This is a genomic window from Antribacter gilvus (assembly GCF_003946865.1).
In the GTDB taxonomy this organism is placed as follows: Bacteria; Actinomycetota; Actinomycetes; order Actinomycetales; family Cellulomonadaceae; genus Antribacter; species Antribacter gilvus.
Map to the genome: position 1 here is coordinate 36,438 of NZ_QXTH01000009.1, position 18,953 is coordinate 55,390.

15 protein-coding genes are annotated in these 18,953 nt (G+C 72.7%); 10 read left to right on the top strand and 5 right to left on the bottom strand.

Annotated features, from left to right (window positions below):
- The first annotated feature begins 39 nt into the window (after window positions 1-39).
- Window positions 40-957: a siderophore-interacting protein gene (locus D1350_RS15755; RefSeq protein ID WP_125776993.1), complete on the top strand. Its 918-nt coding sequence runs from the start codon at window positions 40-42 to the stop codon at window positions 955-957.
- Between the two features lie 25 nt (window positions 958-982).
- Here D1350_RS15755 and D1350_RS15760 read toward each other — a convergent pair whose 3' ends face one another.
- The 3 genes from D1350_RS15760 to D1350_RS15770 all read right to left on the bottom strand — a co-directional run bounded on the left by D1350_RS15760 (window position 983) and on the right by D1350_RS15770 (window position 5,246).
- Complete coding sequence (locus D1350_RS15760) at window positions 983-2,134, bottom strand: aminopeptidase P family protein (protein ID WP_125776994.1); 1,152 nt, start codon at window positions 2,132-2,134, stop codon at window positions 983-985.
- Window positions 2,135-2,201: 67 nt separating this feature from the next.
- On the bottom strand, window positions 2,202-2,627 hold the full coding sequence (locus D1350_RS15765; protein WP_240644146.1) for a VOC family protein: 426 nt from the start codon (window positions 2,625-2,627) through the stop codon (window positions 2,202-2,204).
- Between the two features lie 60 nt (window positions 2,628-2,687).
- Entirely contained in the window at window positions 2,688-5,246 is a 2,559-nt protein-coding gene (locus tag D1350_RS15770) for an ATP-dependent DNA ligase (RefSeq protein WP_125776996.1), read from the bottom strand.
- 150 nt (window positions 5,247-5,396) lie between these two features.
- Here D1350_RS15770 and D1350_RS15775 point away from each other — a divergent pair, with 150 nt between their 5' ends.
- The gene (locus tag D1350_RS15775) at window positions 5,397-5,693 is read left to right on the top strand and encodes a glutaredoxin family protein (RefSeq protein ID WP_125777222.1); all 297 of its coding nucleotides are present in this window, start codon (window positions 5,397-5,399) and stop codon (window positions 5,691-5,693) included.
- Between the two features lie 22 nt (window positions 5,694-5,715).
- On the opposite strand, the gene D1350_RS15780 is transcribed toward D1350_RS15775, so the two are convergent.
- Entirely contained in the window at window positions 5,716-5,940 is a 225-nt protein-coding gene (locus D1350_RS15780) for an SCO4848 family membrane protein (protein WP_125776997.1), read from the bottom strand.
- A 92-nt stretch (window positions 5,941-6,032) separates the two neighbouring features.
- Between D1350_RS15780 and ku the strand changes: the two genes are divergently transcribed.
- The 7 genes from ku (at window position 6,033) to D1350_RS15815 (ending at window position 16,232) form a co-directional block, all read left to right on the top strand.
- On the top strand, window positions 6,033-6,848 hold the full coding sequence (gene ku, locus D1350_RS15785; RefSeq protein WP_125776998.1) for a non-homologous end joining protein Ku: 816 nt from the start codon (window positions 6,033-6,035) through the stop codon (window positions 6,846-6,848).
- 63 nt (window positions 6,849-6,911) lie between these two features.
- Window positions 6,912-8,654, top strand: a complete 1,743-nt coding sequence (locus D1350_RS15790) for a metallophosphoesterase family protein (protein WP_125776999.1) — start codon at window positions 6,912-6,914, stop codon at window positions 8,652-8,654.
- Between the two features lie 19 nt (window positions 8,655-8,673).
- Window positions 8,674-9,393 (top strand): metal-dependent transcriptional regulator, encoded by a 720-nt coding sequence (locus tag D1350_RS15795; RefSeq protein WP_125777000.1) that lies wholly within the window; start codon window positions 8,674-8,676, stop codon window positions 9,391-9,393.
- Window positions 9,394-9,472: 79 nt separating this feature from the next.
- On the top strand, window positions 9,473-10,696 hold the full coding sequence (locus D1350_RS15800) for an MFS transporter (protein ID WP_125777001.1): 1,224 nt from the start codon (window positions 9,473-9,475) through the stop codon (window positions 10,694-10,696).
- 118 nt (window positions 10,697-10,814) lie between these two features.
- Window positions 10,815-11,477 (top strand): vitamin K epoxide reductase family protein, encoded by a 663-nt coding sequence (locus D1350_RS15805; protein ID WP_240644147.1) that lies wholly within the window; start codon window positions 10,815-10,817, stop codon window positions 11,475-11,477.
- Window positions 11,478-11,565: 88 nt separating this feature from the next.
- Complete coding sequence (leuS, locus tag D1350_RS15810; protein WP_125777002.1) at window positions 11,566-14,523, top strand: leucine--tRNA ligase; 2,958 nt, start codon at window positions 11,566-11,568, stop codon at window positions 14,521-14,523.
- Between the two features lie 77 nt (window positions 14,524-14,600).
- Window positions 14,601-16,232, top strand: a complete 1,632-nt coding sequence (locus D1350_RS15815; protein WP_125777003.1) for a PP2C family protein-serine/threonine phosphatase — start codon at window positions 14,601-14,603, stop codon at window positions 16,230-16,232.
- Window positions 16,233-16,241: 9 nt separating this feature from the next.
- Here the strand turns inward: D1350_RS15815 and D1350_RS15820 are convergent, their stop codons facing one another.
- Window positions 16,242-17,312: a LacI family DNA-binding transcriptional regulator gene (locus D1350_RS15820; protein ID WP_206074565.1), complete on the bottom strand. Its 1,071-nt coding sequence runs from the start codon at window positions 17,310-17,312 to the stop codon at window positions 16,242-16,244.
- 302 nt (window positions 17,313-17,614) lie between these two features.
- On the opposite strand from D1350_RS15820, the gene D1350_RS15825 reads away from it, so the two are divergent.
- The gene (locus D1350_RS15825; protein WP_125777005.1) at window positions 17,615-18,934 is read left to right on the top strand and encodes an ABC transporter substrate-binding protein; all 1,320 of its coding nucleotides are present in this window, start codon (window positions 17,615-17,617) and stop codon (window positions 18,932-18,934) included.
- Window positions 18,935-18,953 lie beyond the last annotated feature (19 nt).

The following is an 18,953-nucleotide window of genomic DNA, read 5'->3' on the forward strand; positions in this document are numbered from 1 at the left end:
GCTGGTCAAACCGGGTTAGGTTCGCCTAACCTACCTTCCATGGGCTACAAGGGACGCAAGGCCGTCGACCCGCACGTCATGGTCGCCGAGGTCGTCAGCACCAAGCAGGTCACGCCGGGCATGGTGCGCGTGACCCTGGGGGGAGAGGGCATCGCCGCGCTCACCCTCCAGGGGTACGACCAGTGGTTCCGCCTCTTTCTCGGGCGTCCCGGGCAGGACATGCTGCGCCTCCCGACCCGCACCTCCAACCTCGGCTGGTACGCCCAGTACCTCGCGACCCCCAAGCCCAATCGTCCCTGGGTCCGGTCGTACACGATCCGCGCCGCGCGCCCCGACCTCGACGAGATCGACGTGGACTTCGTGGTCCACACCGCCGAGGACGGCGCCGTCGGCCCCGGCTGCGGCTTCGCCACGGGCTGCTCCGTGGGTGACCAGGTCGGCATCCTCGACCAGGGCGTCGGGTACAACCCGCGTCACGAGCACGACTGGACGCTGCTGGTCGCCGACGAGTCGGGCCTGCCCGCCGTGGCCGGCATCTGCGAGTCGCTCCCCGAAAGCACCCGCGGCCTCGCGATCATCGAGGTCGCCACCGATGCGGACCGCCAGGAGTTCCGCACCCCGGCGGGCGTCGAGGTGCGGTGGGTCCTGCGCGACTCGGTGCACGACGACGGCCGGGCGGCTATCCCGTCGGCCTCCACCGGGGTGCGCGCCGAGGCGGGGACGACCCTCGTCGCGGAGGTGGCCGAGGACGCCGTCGGGCACCATGCCGTTCCCGGGGCGGCAGCCCTCGAGGCGCTGCGGGCGGCCGAGCTGCTGGACGGCACCGTCTACGCGTACGCGATCGGTGAGTCGTCGCTGGCGACGGGCGCACGGCGGCACCTGGTCAACGAGCGCGGCGTGCCGAAGGCGCACGTGGACTTCGTGGGCTACTGGCGCCAGGGCCACGCGGCGCAGTAGCGGCAGCGCCCGGGCTGGCCCGGCTTCAGCCCACCAGCTGGGCCTCGTGCGGGGTGCGGTTGAGGCGCACCGCTGCGTCCGGCACGGGCTCGACGCCTGGCACGGGAGCGCCCAGCGCGCCGGGGAACGCCACCACGATGTCCTCGATCCGCACGCCGAACCGGCCGGGCAGGTAGATGCCGGGCTCCACGGAGAAGCACATGCCGGGCTCGATCGGCTGCTCCTCGCCCTCCACCAGGTACGGCGGCTCGTGCGTGGTGAGCCCGATCCCGTGGCCGGTGCGGTGGATGAAGAACTCGCCGTAGCCCGACTCGTCGACCACGGCCCGGGCCGCCCGGTCCACGTCCTGGCAGCGAGCTCCCGGCACCACGGCACGGACGCCGGCCTCCTGGGCGGCGCGGACGATGTCGTGCACCTCCTGCTCCTGCGCCGACAGCGGCCCGACGTGCACGGTCCGCGTCGTGTCGGAGCCGTAGCCGTCGCGCAGGCCGCCGAAGTCGAGCACCACCATGTCGCCGTCGGCGATGACGCGGTCGCCGGCGTCGTGGTGCGGGTCGGCACCGTTCTCGCCCGCGCACACGAGCGTGAAGTCCACCTGCTCGTGGCCGTGGTCGCGCAGCAGGCGGTCGAGGTCAGCGGCGACCTCACGCTCCCGCCGGCCCGCGAACGGCAGCCCGCACACCTCGCCGAACGCCGCGTCCGCCGCCGCCCCGGCCGCGGCGAGCCGCCCCACCTCCCCGGGGGTCTTGACGGCCCGGAGCATGGGGAGCGCCCGCGTGAACGCCTCGTACGACGTGCCGGGAAGGGTGCGCTGCAGCCCCAGCACGTGCATCGCCCAGGCGGCGTCGGTGACGGCGTACCGGCCGCCGGGCCGCAGGAGCCGGCCGGCGGCCGCGTACTCGTCCTCGCCGTCCGTCCACTCCACCGCGTCGAGCACGCCGCCCGTCCCGAGGGAGAGGTCGTGCGCCTCGATGCGCGGCACCACCGCCACCGGGTCGCCGTCCGCCGGGACCACGAGCATGGTGAGGCGCTCGGTGACCGTCGCGGGCGTGTAGCCGAGGAAGTAGAGCAGGTCCGGGCCGGGCGTGACGAGCACGCCGTCCAGCCCGGCCCGCGCGGCCTGGGCGGCGGCCCGGGCTCGTCGGTCGGCGTGCTCGGCGGGGGAGAAAGGGGTCATACGGCCAGCGTGCCACGGGTTGCCCTGCCGAACACCCGGCGCACGCGCGCCAGGGGGTGCGCCCCGGTCAGGACCCCGCCGCAGTCCCCTCGGCCGCGAACGCCTCGGCCATCGCCGCCTCGTCCGCGTACATCAGCTCCCAGTGGTGCCCGTCCGGGTCGGCGAACGCCCGCGAGTACATCCAGCCCATGTCCTGCGGCTCCATGGTCTCGGCCCCGCCGGTCGCGAACGCCTTCTCGGCGAGCTCGTCTGCCTTCTCCCGGCTGTCGACCTCGATCGAGGTGATGACCTCCACGCCGTCGGTCGCGATCGGACGCTTCGTGAACGTCGTGAAGAAGTCTCGGCGCAGCAGCATCACGGTGATGCCTTCCTCGATCACCACGGCGGCCGCGTTCTCGTCCGTGAACTGCGGGTTGATCGAGAACCCGAGGCCCTCGTAGAACGCCTTCGACGCGTCCAGGTCGGCGACGGGAAGGTTGACGTAGATCGGCATCATTCTCTCCTTCGGTGTGGTGTACCCCGTCCGACGGGCGGGGCGCGCGAAACTCATCGATCAGGTCTCGACGGCCACCTCGTCCGCCGACTTGTCGGGCCGCCAGCCCCGCCACACGGGGTGCCGCAGCCGCCCGGCGCCGCCGTCGGTCCACTCGGTGTAGGCCACCTCGCCCACCAGCTTGGGCGTCACCCAGCGGGCGTCGGCCGCGTCCACGCGCGGGACGTCGTCGACCGGTGGCGTCTTGCGCTCGAGCGCCGTCAGCCGCGAGACGACCTCCCGCCGGTCCTTGTCCGTGAACCCCGTCCCCACGCGCCCCACGAACCGCAGCACGGTGGCGTCCTCGTCCGGGGTCTCGGGTGCCGTGGGGACGGCGAGGAGCAGGCCGCCGGCCCGTCGATCGTCGGTGCGCCCGCCCGCGGACCGCAGCGGCCGCCACCCCACCACGATGACCTCCTGGGTCTGCTCGTGCTTGATCTTCAGCCACTCCCGGGACCTCCTTCCGGGCGCGTACGTGGACCGCCGGCGCTTCGCCACCACCCCCTCGAGCCGGAGCTCGCGCGACGTGGCGAGCGCGGCGTCGAGGTCGCCGTCGAAGGCGGGCGGGAGGTGCACGGGCGGGCGGACGTCGACGAGGCGCTCGAGCTCGGCGCGGCGGGCGTCGTACGGCTCGCCGACGAACGACCGGCCCCCCGCCTCGAGCACGTCGAACAGCATGAGGTCCACGGCGACCCGGCGACGGGCCCGCTCCACGTCGCCCGCGCGGCGCAGGTTCGCGCGCTGCTGCAGCCGCCCGAAGACCGGCCGCCCGTCCTTGTCGAGCGCCACGATCTCGCCGTCGAGCACCGCGTCGCCGTCGACCATCCCGGCCAGCGCCGACAGCTCGGGGAACGTCACCGTCAGGTCCTGCCCGGACCGGCTGATCAGCCGCACCTCGCCCCCCTCGACCACGGCCAGCGCCCGGAACCCGTCCCACTTCATCTCGAACGCCCAGTCGTCGCCCCCGCGCGGCAGGTCGCCCCCGGAGGGCGCGGTGGCCAGCATGGGCCGCAGGTCGCGCGCCTTCGCGGCCAGGGTGCCCGACGGCGAAGCCGCCTGGGGTCTGGGCGGCGGGCGCTTGTCCTGGCCGGGGGAGCCGCCCTCGTCCGGGCTCGCCTCCGGTGCTGCCGGCGACGCACGGTCCGCCGGGTCGGCGGCCCCGCGCGGCTGGTCCTTGGTGCGGTGGATCAGCCAGGAGTTCTCGTCGTCGCCCCCGCGGCCGCCGGTGCGGATCAGCGCCAGCCGCCGCGAGCCGCGCTCGGGGCTGTGCAGGGTGGCGATCACCTCGTCGTCGCGCCACTTCTCCAGGTCGTAGGTGCCGGCGTCCCAGATCGTCACCTCGCCGGCGCCGTACTCGCCCTGCGGGATCGAGCCCTCGAACGACCCGTACTCGATCGGGTGGTCCTCGGTCTGCACCGCGAGGTGGTTCTTGCCCGGGTCGGTGGGCTCGCCCTTGGGGAGCGCCCAGCTCACGAGGACGCCGTCGTGCTCCAGGCGGAAGTCCCAGTGGAGACGCCGGGCGTGGTGCTCCTGGATCACGAAGGTGGGCGCCCGGCCGTGCGCCGCGGGAGCCGAGGTGGTGCCGGAACGGGGCCTCCCGGCGTCGGGCACAGGTTCGGGCGTGCGCGAGGCGTCGCGCTTGGACCGGTAGACGGCGAGCCGGTCGAAGGTGGCCATCCGCTCGGGGGTGGGCTCGAGCTGGGCGAGGTGCCCGGCCGTGAGGCCGGCGAGCAGGTCGCCGTCCCGCTCGACGCGCTCCAGGACCTCGGGGTACTCGAGGTGCCGCAGGCCGGGGTCCTCCAGCTCCTCCCAGGCGCGGGGCGCCGCGACCGTGGGGTGCTCGCGCCCGCGCAGCGAGTAGGGCGCGATCGTGGTCTTGGCGCTGTTGTTCTGCGACCAGTCCACGAGGACCTTCCCCTCGCGCAGCGACTTCTTCATGTCGCTGACAACCAGGTCCGGGTGCTCGGCCTCCAGGTACCGGGCGAGCTCCTTGGCGACGGCGGAGACGGCGTCCGAGTCCTGCTTGCCGTCCAGCGCCGCGTACAGGTGGATGCCCTTGGACCCGCTGGTGACCGGGAGCGGGTCGAGGCCCATGCCGACGAGGACGTCGCGCGCCCACAGCGCCACCTGGGCGCACTCCTGCAGGCCCGCGCCGGGGCCGGGGTCGAGGTCCAGGACGAGGCGGTCCGGGTTGTGCGCCACCCCCGTGCGCCCGAACTGCCACTGCGGCACGTGGATCTCGAGGGTGGCGGTCTGCCCGAGCCACGTGAGCGTGGCCAGGTCGTTGACGAGCGCATACTCGTTGGTGCCTGACCGGTGCTGGATGCTCCTGCGCTTGACCCAGTCGGGGGTCGAGGCGTCGAGGTTCTTCTGGAAGAACATCTGTCCCTCGACGCCGTCGGGCCAGCGCTTGCGGGTGGCCGGCCGGTTCGCGGCATGGGGGACGAGCACGGGCGCGATCTGGGCGAGGTACTGGAGCACCTCGCCCTTCGTGGTGCCCGACGCCGGGTAGAGCACCTTGTCGAGGTTGCTCAGCCGCAGGCGCCTGCCGTCCACCTCGACGGTCTCGGACGCAGCCATGTGGCCATAGTGGCCCGCGTCGGCAGACCTCGCCTGGGGGCAGTGGGCAAGGTCACGACGTCAATTCATGAAATCGTTGCCGAGTCTTTACCTTTGTGCGATGGGTGCTCGGCTAGTGTCCAGCGGGTGAATTCGGACGACATCGCGATCATGGACGCCTTCGCACCGCGTGACCTGGCCGGCCCCGCGCTGGCGGACCGGCCCGAGCGGCTCATGATGTACGGCGCGAAGTGGTGCCGCGACTGCCGCCGGTCCAAGGCCGTGCTCGACGTCCGCCGGGTCGACTACGAGTACGTCGACCTGGAGATCGAGCCCCACCGGGCCGACGAGGCGCAGGCGATCAGCGGCCGCACCAACATCCCGGTGCTGGTCTTCCCGGACGGCGCGCACCTCGTCGAGCCCACGAACGCGGAGCTCTGCTCCAAGCTGGACGCTGCCGGGCTCTGAGCCCCGTCCCCTTCGCTGTGGGTCAGCCGGGCAGCAGCGCGAGGACTCCCAGGACGCCGATCGCCACGGCGAACGCCACCGACACCCCGATCAGCCCCGCGTGCACCCGCAGGAACCGGGTGGCGCGGCCGTGCTCGTCGCGGGAGCGGGGGTCGGCGGCGATGCGCTGCCAGAACCGGGGCCAGATGAGCAGGTTCCACGCGGCGGCGAGGAGCAGGAGGACGGACCAGCCGACGGGGAGGTTCACGACGACCAGTATGTCGTGCGGGCGCCGGGCGGCCGAAAATCGCCGGGCGGCCGAGAATGGCGCGTCCTCCGCGCCGGGCGCACCATAGAGGTATGAGGGCCATCTGGAAGGGCGCCGTCACGTTCGGTCTCGTCAACGTCCCGGTGAAGCTGTACAGCGCCACCGAGGACCATGACGTGCCGCTGCACCAGGTGCACGACAAGGACGGCGGGCGCATCCGCTACCGGCGCGTGTGCGAGCTCGACGGCGAGGAGGTCGCCTACGAGCACATCGACCGCGCGTACGACGACGGGGAGCACACCGTGGTGCTCACCAAGGAGGACCTGTCCCAGCTTCCGGCCGAGCGGGACCGCGAGATCGAGGTGGTCGAGTTCGTGCCGACGGACCAGATCGACCCGATCATGCTCGACCGCACCTACTACCTCGAGCCTGACTCCAAGAGCACCAAGGCGTACGTGCTGCTGCGCCGCACCCTGGAGGAGACCGAGCGCACGGCGGTGGTGAAGTTCGCCCTGCGGCAGCGCACCCGGCTCGCCGCGCTCCGCGTCCGCGACGACGTGCTCGTGCTCCAGACGATGCTCTGGGCGGACGAGGTCCGTGAGGCGGCCTTCCCGTCGCTCGACGAGCCGGCGAAGGTCAGCGACAAGGAGCTCGCCATGTCGCAGCAGCTGGTCACCAGCTTCGAGGCGGACTTCGCGCCGGAGCAGTTCGAGGACGAGTACCAGGTCCAGCTCAAGCAGCTCATCGAGGCCAAGATCGAGAAGGGCGAGGCGATCAGTACCGCCGAGACGTTCGGCGAGCAGGTGGAGGAAGAGGGCGGCGGCGCCCAGGTGGTCGACCTCATGGAGGCCCTGCGCCGCAGCGTGGAGAGTGCGAAGAAGTCGAAGAAGTCGCGGCGCACCGGCTGACGACCGGGCCCGCGACGGAGCCCGGCTTGTGTCTCGGCGTCCGCTCGGCAAAGGTGTCACCTGATGAGCCGAGCACACCGCACCCCGCCCCGCTGGGTCCGCTGGACGCTCGCGATCGTCGCCGTCGTCCTCGTCTGCGCTGTCCACGGGCTGGCCACGGCGCGAGCGGAGCTCAGCCTGGGCCCGCACGAGGCGGTCTACGAGGTGACCGCCGACGACGCGGTCATCGCCGACCTCGGACCCCTCGGGACCTTGCAGATCGACTCGCCGCTGCCGCTCAACCTCGGCGTCCGCGTCACGGTCAAGGAGATCCCCGCCGACCTCACGGCCGTCGACCAGGCGGCGACCCTGGACGCGCTCGCCGGTGACCTCGACTCCTACCTGCAGTTCTTCTCGTCGCCCGAGCAGACGGTCGGCAGCATCGCGCGGGCTCTCATCTGGGACGCGGTCCGGAACACGGTGCTGGGGCTGGTGCTGGTGGGGGCGGCGTCGGGCATCCTGTGGTTGCTCCTCGGCGCGGCGCGGCGCGCCGAGCTGGCCGGGACGCTCGCCCCGCGCACGTGGGAGATCACGGCGGGGGTGGTGGTGGCCGCCCTGGTGTGGGGCTCGTCGACCGCGAGCGGCCCGGCGCGGCCCGACGAGGCGGGACGGGAGGCCTCGCCCGTGTTCGCCGGCACGGCGCTGGAGGGCGCGCGCATCACCGGTCGTCTCGCCGGCGTCATCGACACCTACGGCGGGCAGCTCGTGGGCGTCTACCAGCAGAACGAGCAGTTCTACCTGGACGCGCACGCGAACCTCGTCACGGCCTGGGACACGTGGGACGAGGGCCAGGAGGCGGCGGCGTCAGCCGGGGGGCCGACGTCGTCCCCGTCGCCTCCCGTGACCCCCACACCGACGGGCGGGGCCTCGCCCACGGCCGGGGCCTCGCCCCAGCCCAGCCCCAGCCCCTCGCCGGAGGAGGATCTGGTGGCGTTCCTCGTGGTGAGCGACCTGCACTGCAACACGGGGATGACGCCCCTCATCCGCGAGGCGGCCCGGCGATCCGGGGCGGACGCGGTGCTCAACGCGGGCGACACCACGATGAACGGCACCTCCGTCGAGTCGGTGTGCATCGACTCGTTCGCGTCCGCCCTGCCGGACGGCGTGCCCATGGTGGTCGCCGACGGCAACCACGACTCGCAGATCACCTCGCGCCAGGAGCGCAGCCACGGCGAGATCGTCCTCGACGGGGACGTCGTGGACGTGGCGGGCGTCCGGATCCTCGGCGACCGCGACCCGCTCGAGACGCGCGTCGGGGCGGGCACCATCGCGGCGCGCGCCGACACGCCGAGGTCGGCGGCGGAGCGGCTTGCCGAGACGGCCTGCGAGGTCGCCGGGGACGCCGGCATGGACGGCTCCTACACGGGCGACGACCGGGTGGACCTGCTCCTGATCCACACGCCTCTCGTCGGCGAGCCGTCGCTGGAGTCCGGGTGCGTGCCCTTCCAGGTGTCGGGGCACACGCACCGCCGCAGGGGACCGGAACCCGTGGGCTACGGGCTCCGCTACATCAGCGCGAGCACGGCCGGGGCTGCGTCCGGGCAGCCCACCGTGGGTCCGCTGCGTGGCACCGCCGAGATGACCGTCCTGCGGTTCGACCCGGGCAGCCGCCGGTTCGTCGACTGGCAGGTCGTGACGATCGCGCCCGACGCGTCCGCCACGATCTCGGACCGCCAGCCTGTGCCGGACCCGGTGCCGCTGCCGGGCGAGGTCCCGGACCCGTCCCCGACCATCAGCCCGTCCCCGACGGCGAGCCCGTCCCCGTAAGGCACGTAGGCTCGTGCTCGTGGAAGAACCTCCCAACCCGGCCGAGCTGACCGCCGTTGCGCAGGACTACCTCAAGGCGGTGTGGTCCGCCCAGGAGTGGTCGGACGAGAAGGTCACCACCAAGCACCTCGCCGACCGGATGGGCGTCGGCGCCTCGACGGTCTCCGAGACGGTGCGGCGCCTGAGCACGCAGGGCCTGCTCGAGCACGAGCCGTACGGCGGCATCGAGCTGACCGAGACCGGCCGGGGCCTCGCCCTGGCGATGGTGCGCCGCCACCGGCTCCTCGAGACGTACCTCGTGTGCGAGCTCGGCTACGGCTGGGACGAGGTGCACGACGAGGCCGAGGTGCTGGAGCACGCCGTGTCCGACCTGCTCGTGGACCGCATCGACGCCCGGCTCGGGCACCCGTCGCGCGACCCGCACGGCGACCCCATCCCGGGCGCCGACGGGACGGTCGTCCGGCCGCACGCCGTGCCCCTGTCGAGCATGGCCGCCGGTGCCGCCGGCCCCGTGGTGCGCATCAGCGACGCCGACCCCGAAGCCCTGCGCTACCTGGGCCAGATCGGCTTCGACCTGGACGTCGAGGTGGAGGTCGTCGCCCGGCGCGAGTACGCCGGCACGGTCGCCGTCCGGTGGACGCGGCCCGGGTCGCAGGCCGACGGCGGCGCACCCGACGAGCACTCCGCCGACCTCGGTCTCCTCGCCGCCTCACGGGTCTGGGTAGGGGTCCCGGGGTAAGGTCTGCCGTAAACCACCTCTCGTCGCCGGTGTTGTCGACGTCGTCCTCTCAGATCGATTCGACACCCCGGGAGACGTCATGGCCACTCTCACTGACGGCCCGGTCGCCGGGCCCACCCTGCGCGCCGCCGCTCCGGCGCTCGTGGCGCTCGCGGTCGGCGGCTTCACCATCGGCACCACCGAGTTCGCCGCCATGGGCCTTCTGCCCCAGGTGGGCGCCGACCTCGGGGCGACCGACCCCGAGGTGGGGCACACCATCACCGCGTATGCGCTCGGCGTGGTCGTGGGAGCGCCGCTCCTCACCGTCGCGGCCGCCCGGATGTCGCGCAAGCGCCTCCTCGTCGTCCTGATGGCCGCCTACACCGTCGCCAACGTGCTCTCGGCGGCGGCACCCAGCATCGAGTGGCTCGTGGTCGGCCGGTTCTTCGCCGGGCTGCCGCACGGCGCGTTCTTCGGTGTGGGCGCGGCCGTGGGAGCCGCCGTGGTCGGTCCGGCCCTGCGGGGGCAGGCGGTCGCCACGATGATGACGGGGCTCACCATCGCCAACGTCGTGGGCGTCCCGCTCGCCACCTTCGTGGGCCAGCAGGCGGGCTGGCGCATGTCGTACGTGGTGATCGGCCTGCTCGGCGTCGTGACGGTGGTGGGCCTCTGGCGGCTCGTTCCCGACGCCGCCGGCGGGCCGGGGGGCTCGGTCCGTTCGGAGCTGGGCAGCCTGCGAAACCTCCCGCTCTGGGCGGCCTTCGTCGCGGGCTCGGTCGGGTTCGGCGGGCTGTTCGCCGTCTACTCGTACGTGGCACCCACCATGACCAAGGTGACCGGGCTGGCGGAGGGCCACGTGCCGTGGGTGCTCGCGCTGTTCGGCATCGGCATGACGGTGGGTACCCAGATCGGCGGCCGCCTCGCCGACCTGGGTGTCCTGCGGGCTGTGGTCATCGGCTTCGTGAGCACCACGGCGTCCTTGGTCCTCTTCGGCCTGACCGGTCACCTGGTGGTCCCTGCGCTGGTCTCCCTGTTCCTCCTGGGCGTGACCTCGCAGATGCTCGGGCTGGCGTTCCAGACGCGGCTCATGGACCTGTCGCCGGGCGCGCCGTCGCTGGGCGCGGCGCTGTGCCACGCCGGGCTCAACGTCGCCAACGGCGCCGGGGCGTTCCTCGGGGGCGCGGTGATCGCCGGCGGGTGGGGCTACCTCGCGCCCGCCTGGGCGGGAGCGGTCGTCACGGTGCTCGGGCTCGTGCTGCTCCTGGCCTTCGCGCGGCAGCGCGTGGTGCACGCCGGCCACGACCGGGGCGTGACGGATCGGTGACCCGTCTGTCAGCCTGGCCCCAGGATCCGGCGGTACGGTAGCCGCACCTGGGCGCCGGCTGGGCCGTCGCCCTGCGCCAACTGTCCCTGCCGACACCGGCCGAACCCTGGAGCGCCACGTGACCGACAGCACCACCACCGACGGGCCCGAGGCCGAGGCGACGGACCTCGCCGAGGCGAGCGCCGTCGTCGGGCCGCGGCCTCTGGGCGAGCGGACGTTCGGGGTCCTGCTGCTCCTGCTGGGCTTCGTCGGGTTCGGCGGCTCGATGTGGCTGGCCATCGAGAAGTACCTGGCGCTGGTGCAGCCGGAGCGCGAGGCGTCGTGCACGATCAACCTGTTCGTCCAGTGCGGGGCGGCCATGAGCTCGTGGCAGGGCGCGCTGCTCGGCTTCCCCAACCCCTACCTGGGCCTGCTGGCGTTCCCGGTGGTCATGACCACGGGCGTGGTGCTGCTGGTCGGCGCGCGCCTGCCGCGCTGGTACTGGCTGTCGCTCCTCGCCGGCACCGTGCTCGGGCAGGCGCTCATCGTCTTCCTCATGTACACGAGCTTCTATGTGCTGGTGGCGCTCTGCCCGGCCTGCATGGTCGTGTGGACGATCATGTGGCCGCTGCTGTGGTTCCAGGTGGTGCGCGGGGTCCAGTCCGGGTACCTCCCCGCGGGCGAGACCGTGCGCCAGCTCGTGGTGGGCAACCGGGTGATCATCCTGGTCATCGGCTACGTGGTGGCCGTGGCCTGGCTGATGGTCACCGTGGGCGACCACCTCGTCGCGTCGTTCGCCTGACGCCGCCCGCGCCGGGTCCGCCGCCCCCGTCGAAGGGGACCGCAGACCGGGGAGCGGGCCGGCGGGGCGGATCGGTAGACTCCCGTGGGTGACCACGCCCGACGCCGCAGAACGCTCCACCACTGCACAGTCCACCTCGGACGAGCCCCGTTTCCGTTACACCCCGGCCCTCGCTCAGGAGATCGAGCTGCGCTGGCAGGACCGCTGGGAGGAGCTCGGCACGTTCCACGCCGCGAACCCCACGGGACCGCTCACGGGACCGGGAGGGGAGGGCCCGTCGGGCGACCCGTTCTTCATCATGGACATGTTCCCGTACCCCTCGGGCGCGGGTCTCCACGTGGGTCACCCGCTGGGCTACATCGCCACTGACGTCACGGGCCGGTTCCGCCGCATGTGCGGCGACAACGTGCTGCACGCCCTCGGCTACGACTCGTTCGGCCTGCCCGCCGAGCAGTACGCCGTGCAGACGGGGCAGCACCCGCGCGACACCACCGAGGCGAACATCGCCAACATGCGGCGCCAGCTGCGCCGGCTCGGCCTGGCGCACGACCCGCGCCGCACGTTCGCCACGATCGACTCCGACTACGTGCGCTGGACGCAGTGGATCTTCCTGCAGATCTTCGACTCCTGGTACGACGCGGAGGCGCCGCGGCCGGGCGGCGGCACCGGCCGGGCCCGGCGCATCGCCGAGCTGGAGGCCGAGCTGGCCGCCGGCAACCGTCCCGTCCCGGGGCACGACGGCGACAACACGGGCGGCGCGGTCTGGGCCGCCCTGTCCCGCGAGGAGCAGCGTGACGTCGTCGACGCGCAGCGCCTCGCCTACGTCGACTCCTCGCCCGTGAACTGGGCCCCCGGCCTCGGTACGGTGCTGGCGAACGAGGAGGTCACGGCCGACGGCCGTTCCGAGCGCGGCAACTTCCCGGTGTTCCAGCGCAACCTGCGCCAGTGGAAGATGCGCATCACGGCGTACGCGGACCGTCTCACCGACGACCTGGAGCACATCGACTGGCCCGAGAAGGTCAAGGCGATGCAGCGCAACTGGATCGGCCGCTCGGCGGGCGCCAAGGTCCGCTTCGACGTGGTCGGCACGGCCGAGTACGACCCGGCCGGCGCGGGGGCGCAGGTGGAGGTCTTCACCACCCGCCCGGACACGCTGTTCGGCGCCACGTTCATGGTGGTCTCGCCCGAGCACCCGCTGCTCGACGAGGTGCCGTCGGCCTGGCCCGACGGCACGCGGAGCTCCTGGACCGGCGGGTACGCCACGCCCGTCGAGGCGGTGGCCGCGTACCGCCGCGAGGCGGCCGGCAAGACGGCCGTGGAGCGCCAGGCCGACGCCGGCAAGAAGACCGGCGTCTTCACGGGCCACCTGGCGCTGAACCCGGTGTCCGGCCTGCAGATCCCCGTCTTCACCGCCGACTACGTCCTCATGGGCTACGGCACCGGCGCGATCATGGCGGTCCCCGGGGGCGACGAGCGCGACGCCGCGTTCGCCGAGGCTTATGACCTGCCGGTGATCCACACGGTCGAGCCCGAGGGCGGGCTCCCGGAGGACTTCACGGGCGCCTACACGGGCGACGGCAAGGTCACGGGCTCGACCGGCCCGGACCTCTCGCTCGACGGCCTGACCGTGCCCGAGGCCAAGGTGGCGATCACCCGGTGGCTCGAGGAGAAGGGCATCGGCGAGGGCGCCACCACCTACCGCCTGCGCGACTGGCTGTTCAGCCGCCAGCGCTACTGGGGAGAGCCGTTCCCGATCGTCTGGGACTCCGAGGACCGCCCGATCGCGATCCCGGACGAGCTGCTGCCCGTCGACCTGCCGGACGTCCCGGACTACGCGCCGCGCACCTTCGCCCCGGACGACGTGACCTCCGAGCCGGAGGCGCCGCTGGGCCGCAACGAGGACTGGGTGAAGGTCACCCTCGACCTCGGCGACGGCCCGCGCGAGTACCGCCGCGACACCAACACGATGCCCAACTGGGCCGGGTCGTGCTGGTACTACCTGCGCTACCTCGACCCCACGGACACCGAGCACCTGGTGGACCCCGCGCTCGAGAAGTACTGGCTCGGCGCGCGCCACAACGCGACGAGCGGCCCCGCGGGAGGCGTCGACCTGTACGTGGGCGGCGTCGAGCACGCGGTGCTGCACCTGCTGTACGCGCGCTTCTGGCACAAGGTGCTCTACGACCTGGGCGCGGTGTCGAGCATCGAGCCGTTCGGCAAGCTGTTCAACCAGGGCTACATCCAGGCGTACGCCTTCACCGACGAGCGCGGCCAGTACGTGCCCGCGGCCGAGGTCGAGGGGGACGAGCTGACCGGCTGGACCTTCCAGGGCAAGCCGGTCGAGCGCGAGTACGGGAAGATGGGCAAGTCCCTGAAGAACGTCGTCACGCCGGACGAGATGTACGAGTCGTACGGCGCCGACACGTTCCGGGTCTACGAGATGTCGATGGGCCCGCTGGACCTGTCGCGTCCGTGGGAGACGCGGGCCGTCGTCGGCTCCCAGCGGTTCCTGCAGCGCCTGTGGCGCAACGTCGTCTCCGAGGAGACGGGCGAGCTCACGGTCAGCGAGGACCCGGCGGAGACCGGGACCCTGCGCGTGCTGCACCGTGCCATCGCCGACGTGCGTGCCGAGATGTCGAACATGCGGCCCAACACCGCGATCGCGAAGCTCATCACCCTGAACAACCACCTCACGGGTCTGGACCGCGTGCCGCGCGAGGCCGTCGAGCCGCTCGTGCTCATGACCGCCCCGATCGCCCCGCACATCGCGGAGGAGCTCTGGGCACGGCTGGGCCACGAGCACTCGCTCGCCCGCGAGCCGTTCCCCGTCGCCGACCCGGCGTACCTCGTGCAGGAGACCGTGACCTGCGTGGTCCAGGTGCAGGGCAAGGTGCGGGCCCGCCTCGAGGTGGCGCCCGACATCGCCGAGGACGACCTCCGCGAGGCGGCCCTCGCCGAGCCCAACGTGGTCAAGGCGATGGACGGGCGTGGCGTCCGCACCGTGATCGTGAGGGCCCCCAAGCTTGTGAACATCGTTCCCGCCTGAGGCTGCCGCCTGAGACGGTGCTGGACATCCCCCGTGCGCAGCGTGTGAACGGGGGATGTTCCTTGTAGCGTCCGATCATGGGTGCTGACTGGTTCCTCCGCGCGACCGACGGGAGCGAGTCCGGGGCGTCGGCGCGCGCGGTCGACTGGTCCGCCACGCCGCTCGGCCCACCCTCGACGTGGCCCTCGACCCTGCGCGTCGCGGTCGAGCTGTGCTTCAGCACGAGGTTCCCCGTGTTCGTCGGGTGGGGGCCGGAGCTGACCATGATCTACAACGACGGCTACCGGGCCATGCTCGGGACGGAGAAGCACCCGGGCGCCATGGGTGCCCCGGCCTCCGTGGTCTGGGCCGAGATCTGGGCCGAGATCTCCCCGCTCTTCGACGAGGTGCTCAGCACGGGGCACCCGACGTGGATCGAGGACATGGTGCTCTACATGCGCCGGTCCGGGTACCGCGAGGAGACCGCGTTCACCTTCTCCTACAGCGCCCTCAAGGACGAGGACGGCACCGTGCGGGGCGTGCTCGACATCGCGACGGAGACCACGGGGCAGGTGGTGGACCGCCGTCGGCTCACGACGCTCGGCGACCTCTCGGCCGCACTCCAGGAGGTGACCGACGACCTGGGCGTGATCGGCCTGCGGACGATCGAGGTCCTCGGGGCGAGCCGCGACGTGCTGCGCGCCGACCTCTACGTCGACACCCAGGCCGGGTTGAGCCTCCTCGCGACGAGCCACCGCGGCCGCCCGGACGTCTTCGCCCCGCCGGAGGACCTGGTGGCCGCGCTCGCGGGGGGCGAGCCGCTCGTCGTGGCGGACGACGTCGTGCTCGCGCCGCTCGTGGCCGCCTCCGGGCGCAAGCACGGCGTGCTGGTGCTGGCGGCGAGCCCGCTGCGGCCCTTCGACGACGCCTACCGGTCGTACCTGCTCCTGCTCGCGTCGGTGGTCGCCCGCGCGATCGAGGTGACCGTGGAGCACCTCCGCGAGGTGGACCAGCTGCGGACCGTCTCCGACACGCTGCAGCTCGCGATGACGCCGGAGGCCCCGCCTGCGGGGTGGTACACCGCCTACCGGCCGGCCGACGGCAACCTCGCGGTGGGTGGCGACTGGTACGACGTGGTCCGGCTCGACGAGGGACGGCGGGGGATCATCGTGGGCGACTGCAGCGGCCACGGGCTCGAGGCGGCCGCCCGCATGGGGCCGCTGCGGAGCGCCGCCCGCGCCCTCCTGCTCGAGGAGCACGGGCCCGCGGCCACCCTGGCGGCGCTCGACCGCTTCGTGGGGTCGCTGCCAGGAGCCGAGTTCGCCACCGTCTTCTGCGGGGTGCTGGACGAGCGGACGGGCAGCATGGTCTATGCGGTCGCCGGGCACCCGCCCGGCCTGGTCGTCGGCCGCCGCGGCACCGTGTGGCTCGACGGTGCGCGGGGGGCGCCGCTCGCCGTCGGGAAGACGCCACGGCGAGAGACCCTGACCCGCCTGCGGCCCGGCGACACCCTGGTTCTCTACACGGACGGGATGATCGAGCGGCGCGGCGAGTCGCTGCGGGTGAGCCTGGACCGCCTCGAGCAGACGGCGCGTGAGCTGTTCAGCGGGCCGACGTCGGACACGCCCGCCGAAGACCTCGTCGAGGCGCTGGTCCCCGGCCGGGCCCGCGACGACGTGGCGGTGGTCGTGTACCGGCACCGGGCGGGCGGATACGGGGATCAGACGTGAGGGCCGGGATCAGCGGAGCGGGCGGGTCGAGCTGCGCTCGTGGAGGAGCGGGACGAGCTGGACCCGCTCCGCGCCGGTGGGCTGCTCGCCCGCGGCCCGCTGCGCGATCCGCTCGGCGAGCAGCTGGAACGCCCGACGCCCGACGGCGGCCTTCTGGGGCGCCACGGCGGTGAGCGCGGGCTGGGCGAGCTCGGCGCTGATGTCGTCGTAGCAGACGAGCGAGAGGTCCTCGGGCACGCGGAGGCCGAGGCCGTCGAACCGGCCGAGCAACCGCAGGGCGAGCTGGTCGTTGTGCACGACGAGACCGGTCACGCCGTCGTCGACCAGCCGCTTGAGCTCGCCGTCGAGTGCGGCGGGATCGGCGAGATCCTCGTAGAGCTCCGCGAGCGAGGTCGCGGCGGAGCCGGCGATCCCGCGGCGGTACCCGTCGCGCACGTGCGCCGTGTTGGGGCCGGAGATCGCGACGAACGCGAGCTTCTGGTGGCCCAGGTCGGCGAGGTGCCGTACGGCGCTCGCGGAGCCGACGCTGTGGGCGGAGCCCACGCCGTCGAGCATGGAGGCCCGGCCGCCCGGGGCCACGGGCCGCTCGACGAGGACGACGGGGACGGGGATGGAGGCGAGCCATGCCTGCACGGGGTCGCTGAGCTCGCCCGTCTCGAAGTCGGGCGTGGGCGCGATGAGGAGGCCGTCGACGCCGCGCTCGATCAGGCCGGCGACCAGGCGGCGCTCGATCGGCAGGTCGTAGGCGGAGACCCCGAGGGTGAGCCGCGCGCCCGCGGACGCGCTCGCGGCGGCCGCCCGGGCGCCGTGGATGACCGCGCCGAAGTAGTACTCGGCGTGCGGCACCACGATGCCGACCGTGAACGGCAGGCCTCGGCCCGCCCGGTCCTCGTCGCTGAGCGCGGACACCTCGCCGTGGGTGCGCCGCAGCCTGCCCTGGGCGGCGAGGTCTTCCACGTCGCGCCGGAGCGTGACCGGCGAGACGCTGAGCAGATGGGACAGGTCGGAGAGTCGACGCGGCGACGCCTCGGCGAGCAGCTGGAGGATCTCGCGGCGACGTTCCTGCACGCTCCGGGCCATCGTGGTCCCTCTCTGCGGTAGTGATCGATGCGGTAGTGATCGATCGGGCCTTCGATCGATCAATCTAGCGTCGATTCGATCACAGGGGAACCCTGAGCGGGCGTTTTCAGCCGGTGTCGTGTGGGCTCGCCGCACTGTCGGGGGCGCGGGCGGTCGCGAACCCGCGACCGGAGGCTCCAAAAGTGATCGTTTCTTTCGAATCCAAGGTTTTCTGAACCTTTTTTCGAAAACTGTCTTGACCCGCTCGGATCGATAGCGCAAGGTGAGGTCAATCACCACCCCCATCACGGAGGAGCAGTCCGATGAAGTACTGGCGCAAGACGTCGCGAACCGCGCTCGCCGCCCTGACGGTCACGGCTCTCGCAGCCACTGCCGCCTGTGCGTCGAACGCGCCGGCAGACACTCAGACCGCAGAGTCCGAGAAGCCCACCGGTCCCGTGGAGATCACGTTCTCCTCGTGGCTGCGCAACTCGGCACAGGTCGTCGAGGCCTTCAACGCGTCCCAGGACGAGGTGAAGGTGACCTTCCAGGAGGTCGCGAGCGGTGCCGACAACTACCCGCAGCTCACCAACCAGGTCACGGCCGGCACGGCGCCCGACGTCGTGACGGTGGAGTACCCCCGTGTCGCCGACATGGCGACCCAGGGCGTGCTCCAGGACATCACCGACATCGCCGGCGACCTCGTCGACTCGAGCTTTCCCGATTCCGTGAAGTCGCTCGTCCAGTTCGGCGGCACCACCTGGTCCGTGCCGCTCGACCTCGGCGTGTACCAGTTCTTCTACCGCGAGGACCTGTTCCAGCAGCACGGCATCGAGGTGCCGACCACCTGGGAGGAGTACGTCGCGGCAGCCGAGAAGGTGGCCGCCGCCGACCCGAACGTCCGCATCGGCGCCTCGACCCTCGGTGACCCGGCCGCCTACGCCGCCCTGGCGTGGCAGCACGGCGCGACCTGGGCCGCCGTCGACGGCGACTCGTGGAAGATCGACATCGACAGCCCGGAGACCGAGGCCAGCGCCGAGTTCCAGCAGGACCTCGTCGACCGCGGCCTGGTCTGGACCGACGAGGCCGAGGCGCTGCAGCAGAAGCAGGCCGCCGGCCAGCTGCTCTCGGTGATCAGCGGCTCCTGGTACGGCGCGGGCCTCACGCAGACCTACCCGGACCAGGCGGGCAAGTGGAAGGTCGCCCCGCTCCCCGGCCCGGACGGCCCGACGGCCGCCATGTACGGCGGCTCCACCTTCGGCATCAGCGCCAACAGCGAGAAGCAGGAGGCGGCGCTCACGTTCATCGAGTGGATGACCACCAACCCCGAGGGCATCAAGGCCCGGATCGACGGCGGCGCGTCCACCGTCTTCCCGGCCAACGCCGAGGCCCGCTCGGCGGCGTCGGAGGCCTTCGACACCGCGTTCTTCGGTGGCCAGGACATCTACGCCGTGGCAGAGGAGGGCGTGGACACGATCCCCGCCGGCTGGCTCTGGGGCCCCGCGACGTCCACCACCCTCACTGCGCTCGCCGACGGCAGCGCGAAGGTGAAGGCCGGCCAGTCGAAGCTGACCGACATCTTCGGCCCGGCTCAGGAGGCCACCGTCTCCGACATGAAGAACCGCGGCATCTCGGTCAAGTGACCTGAGCCGCTCCGACCCC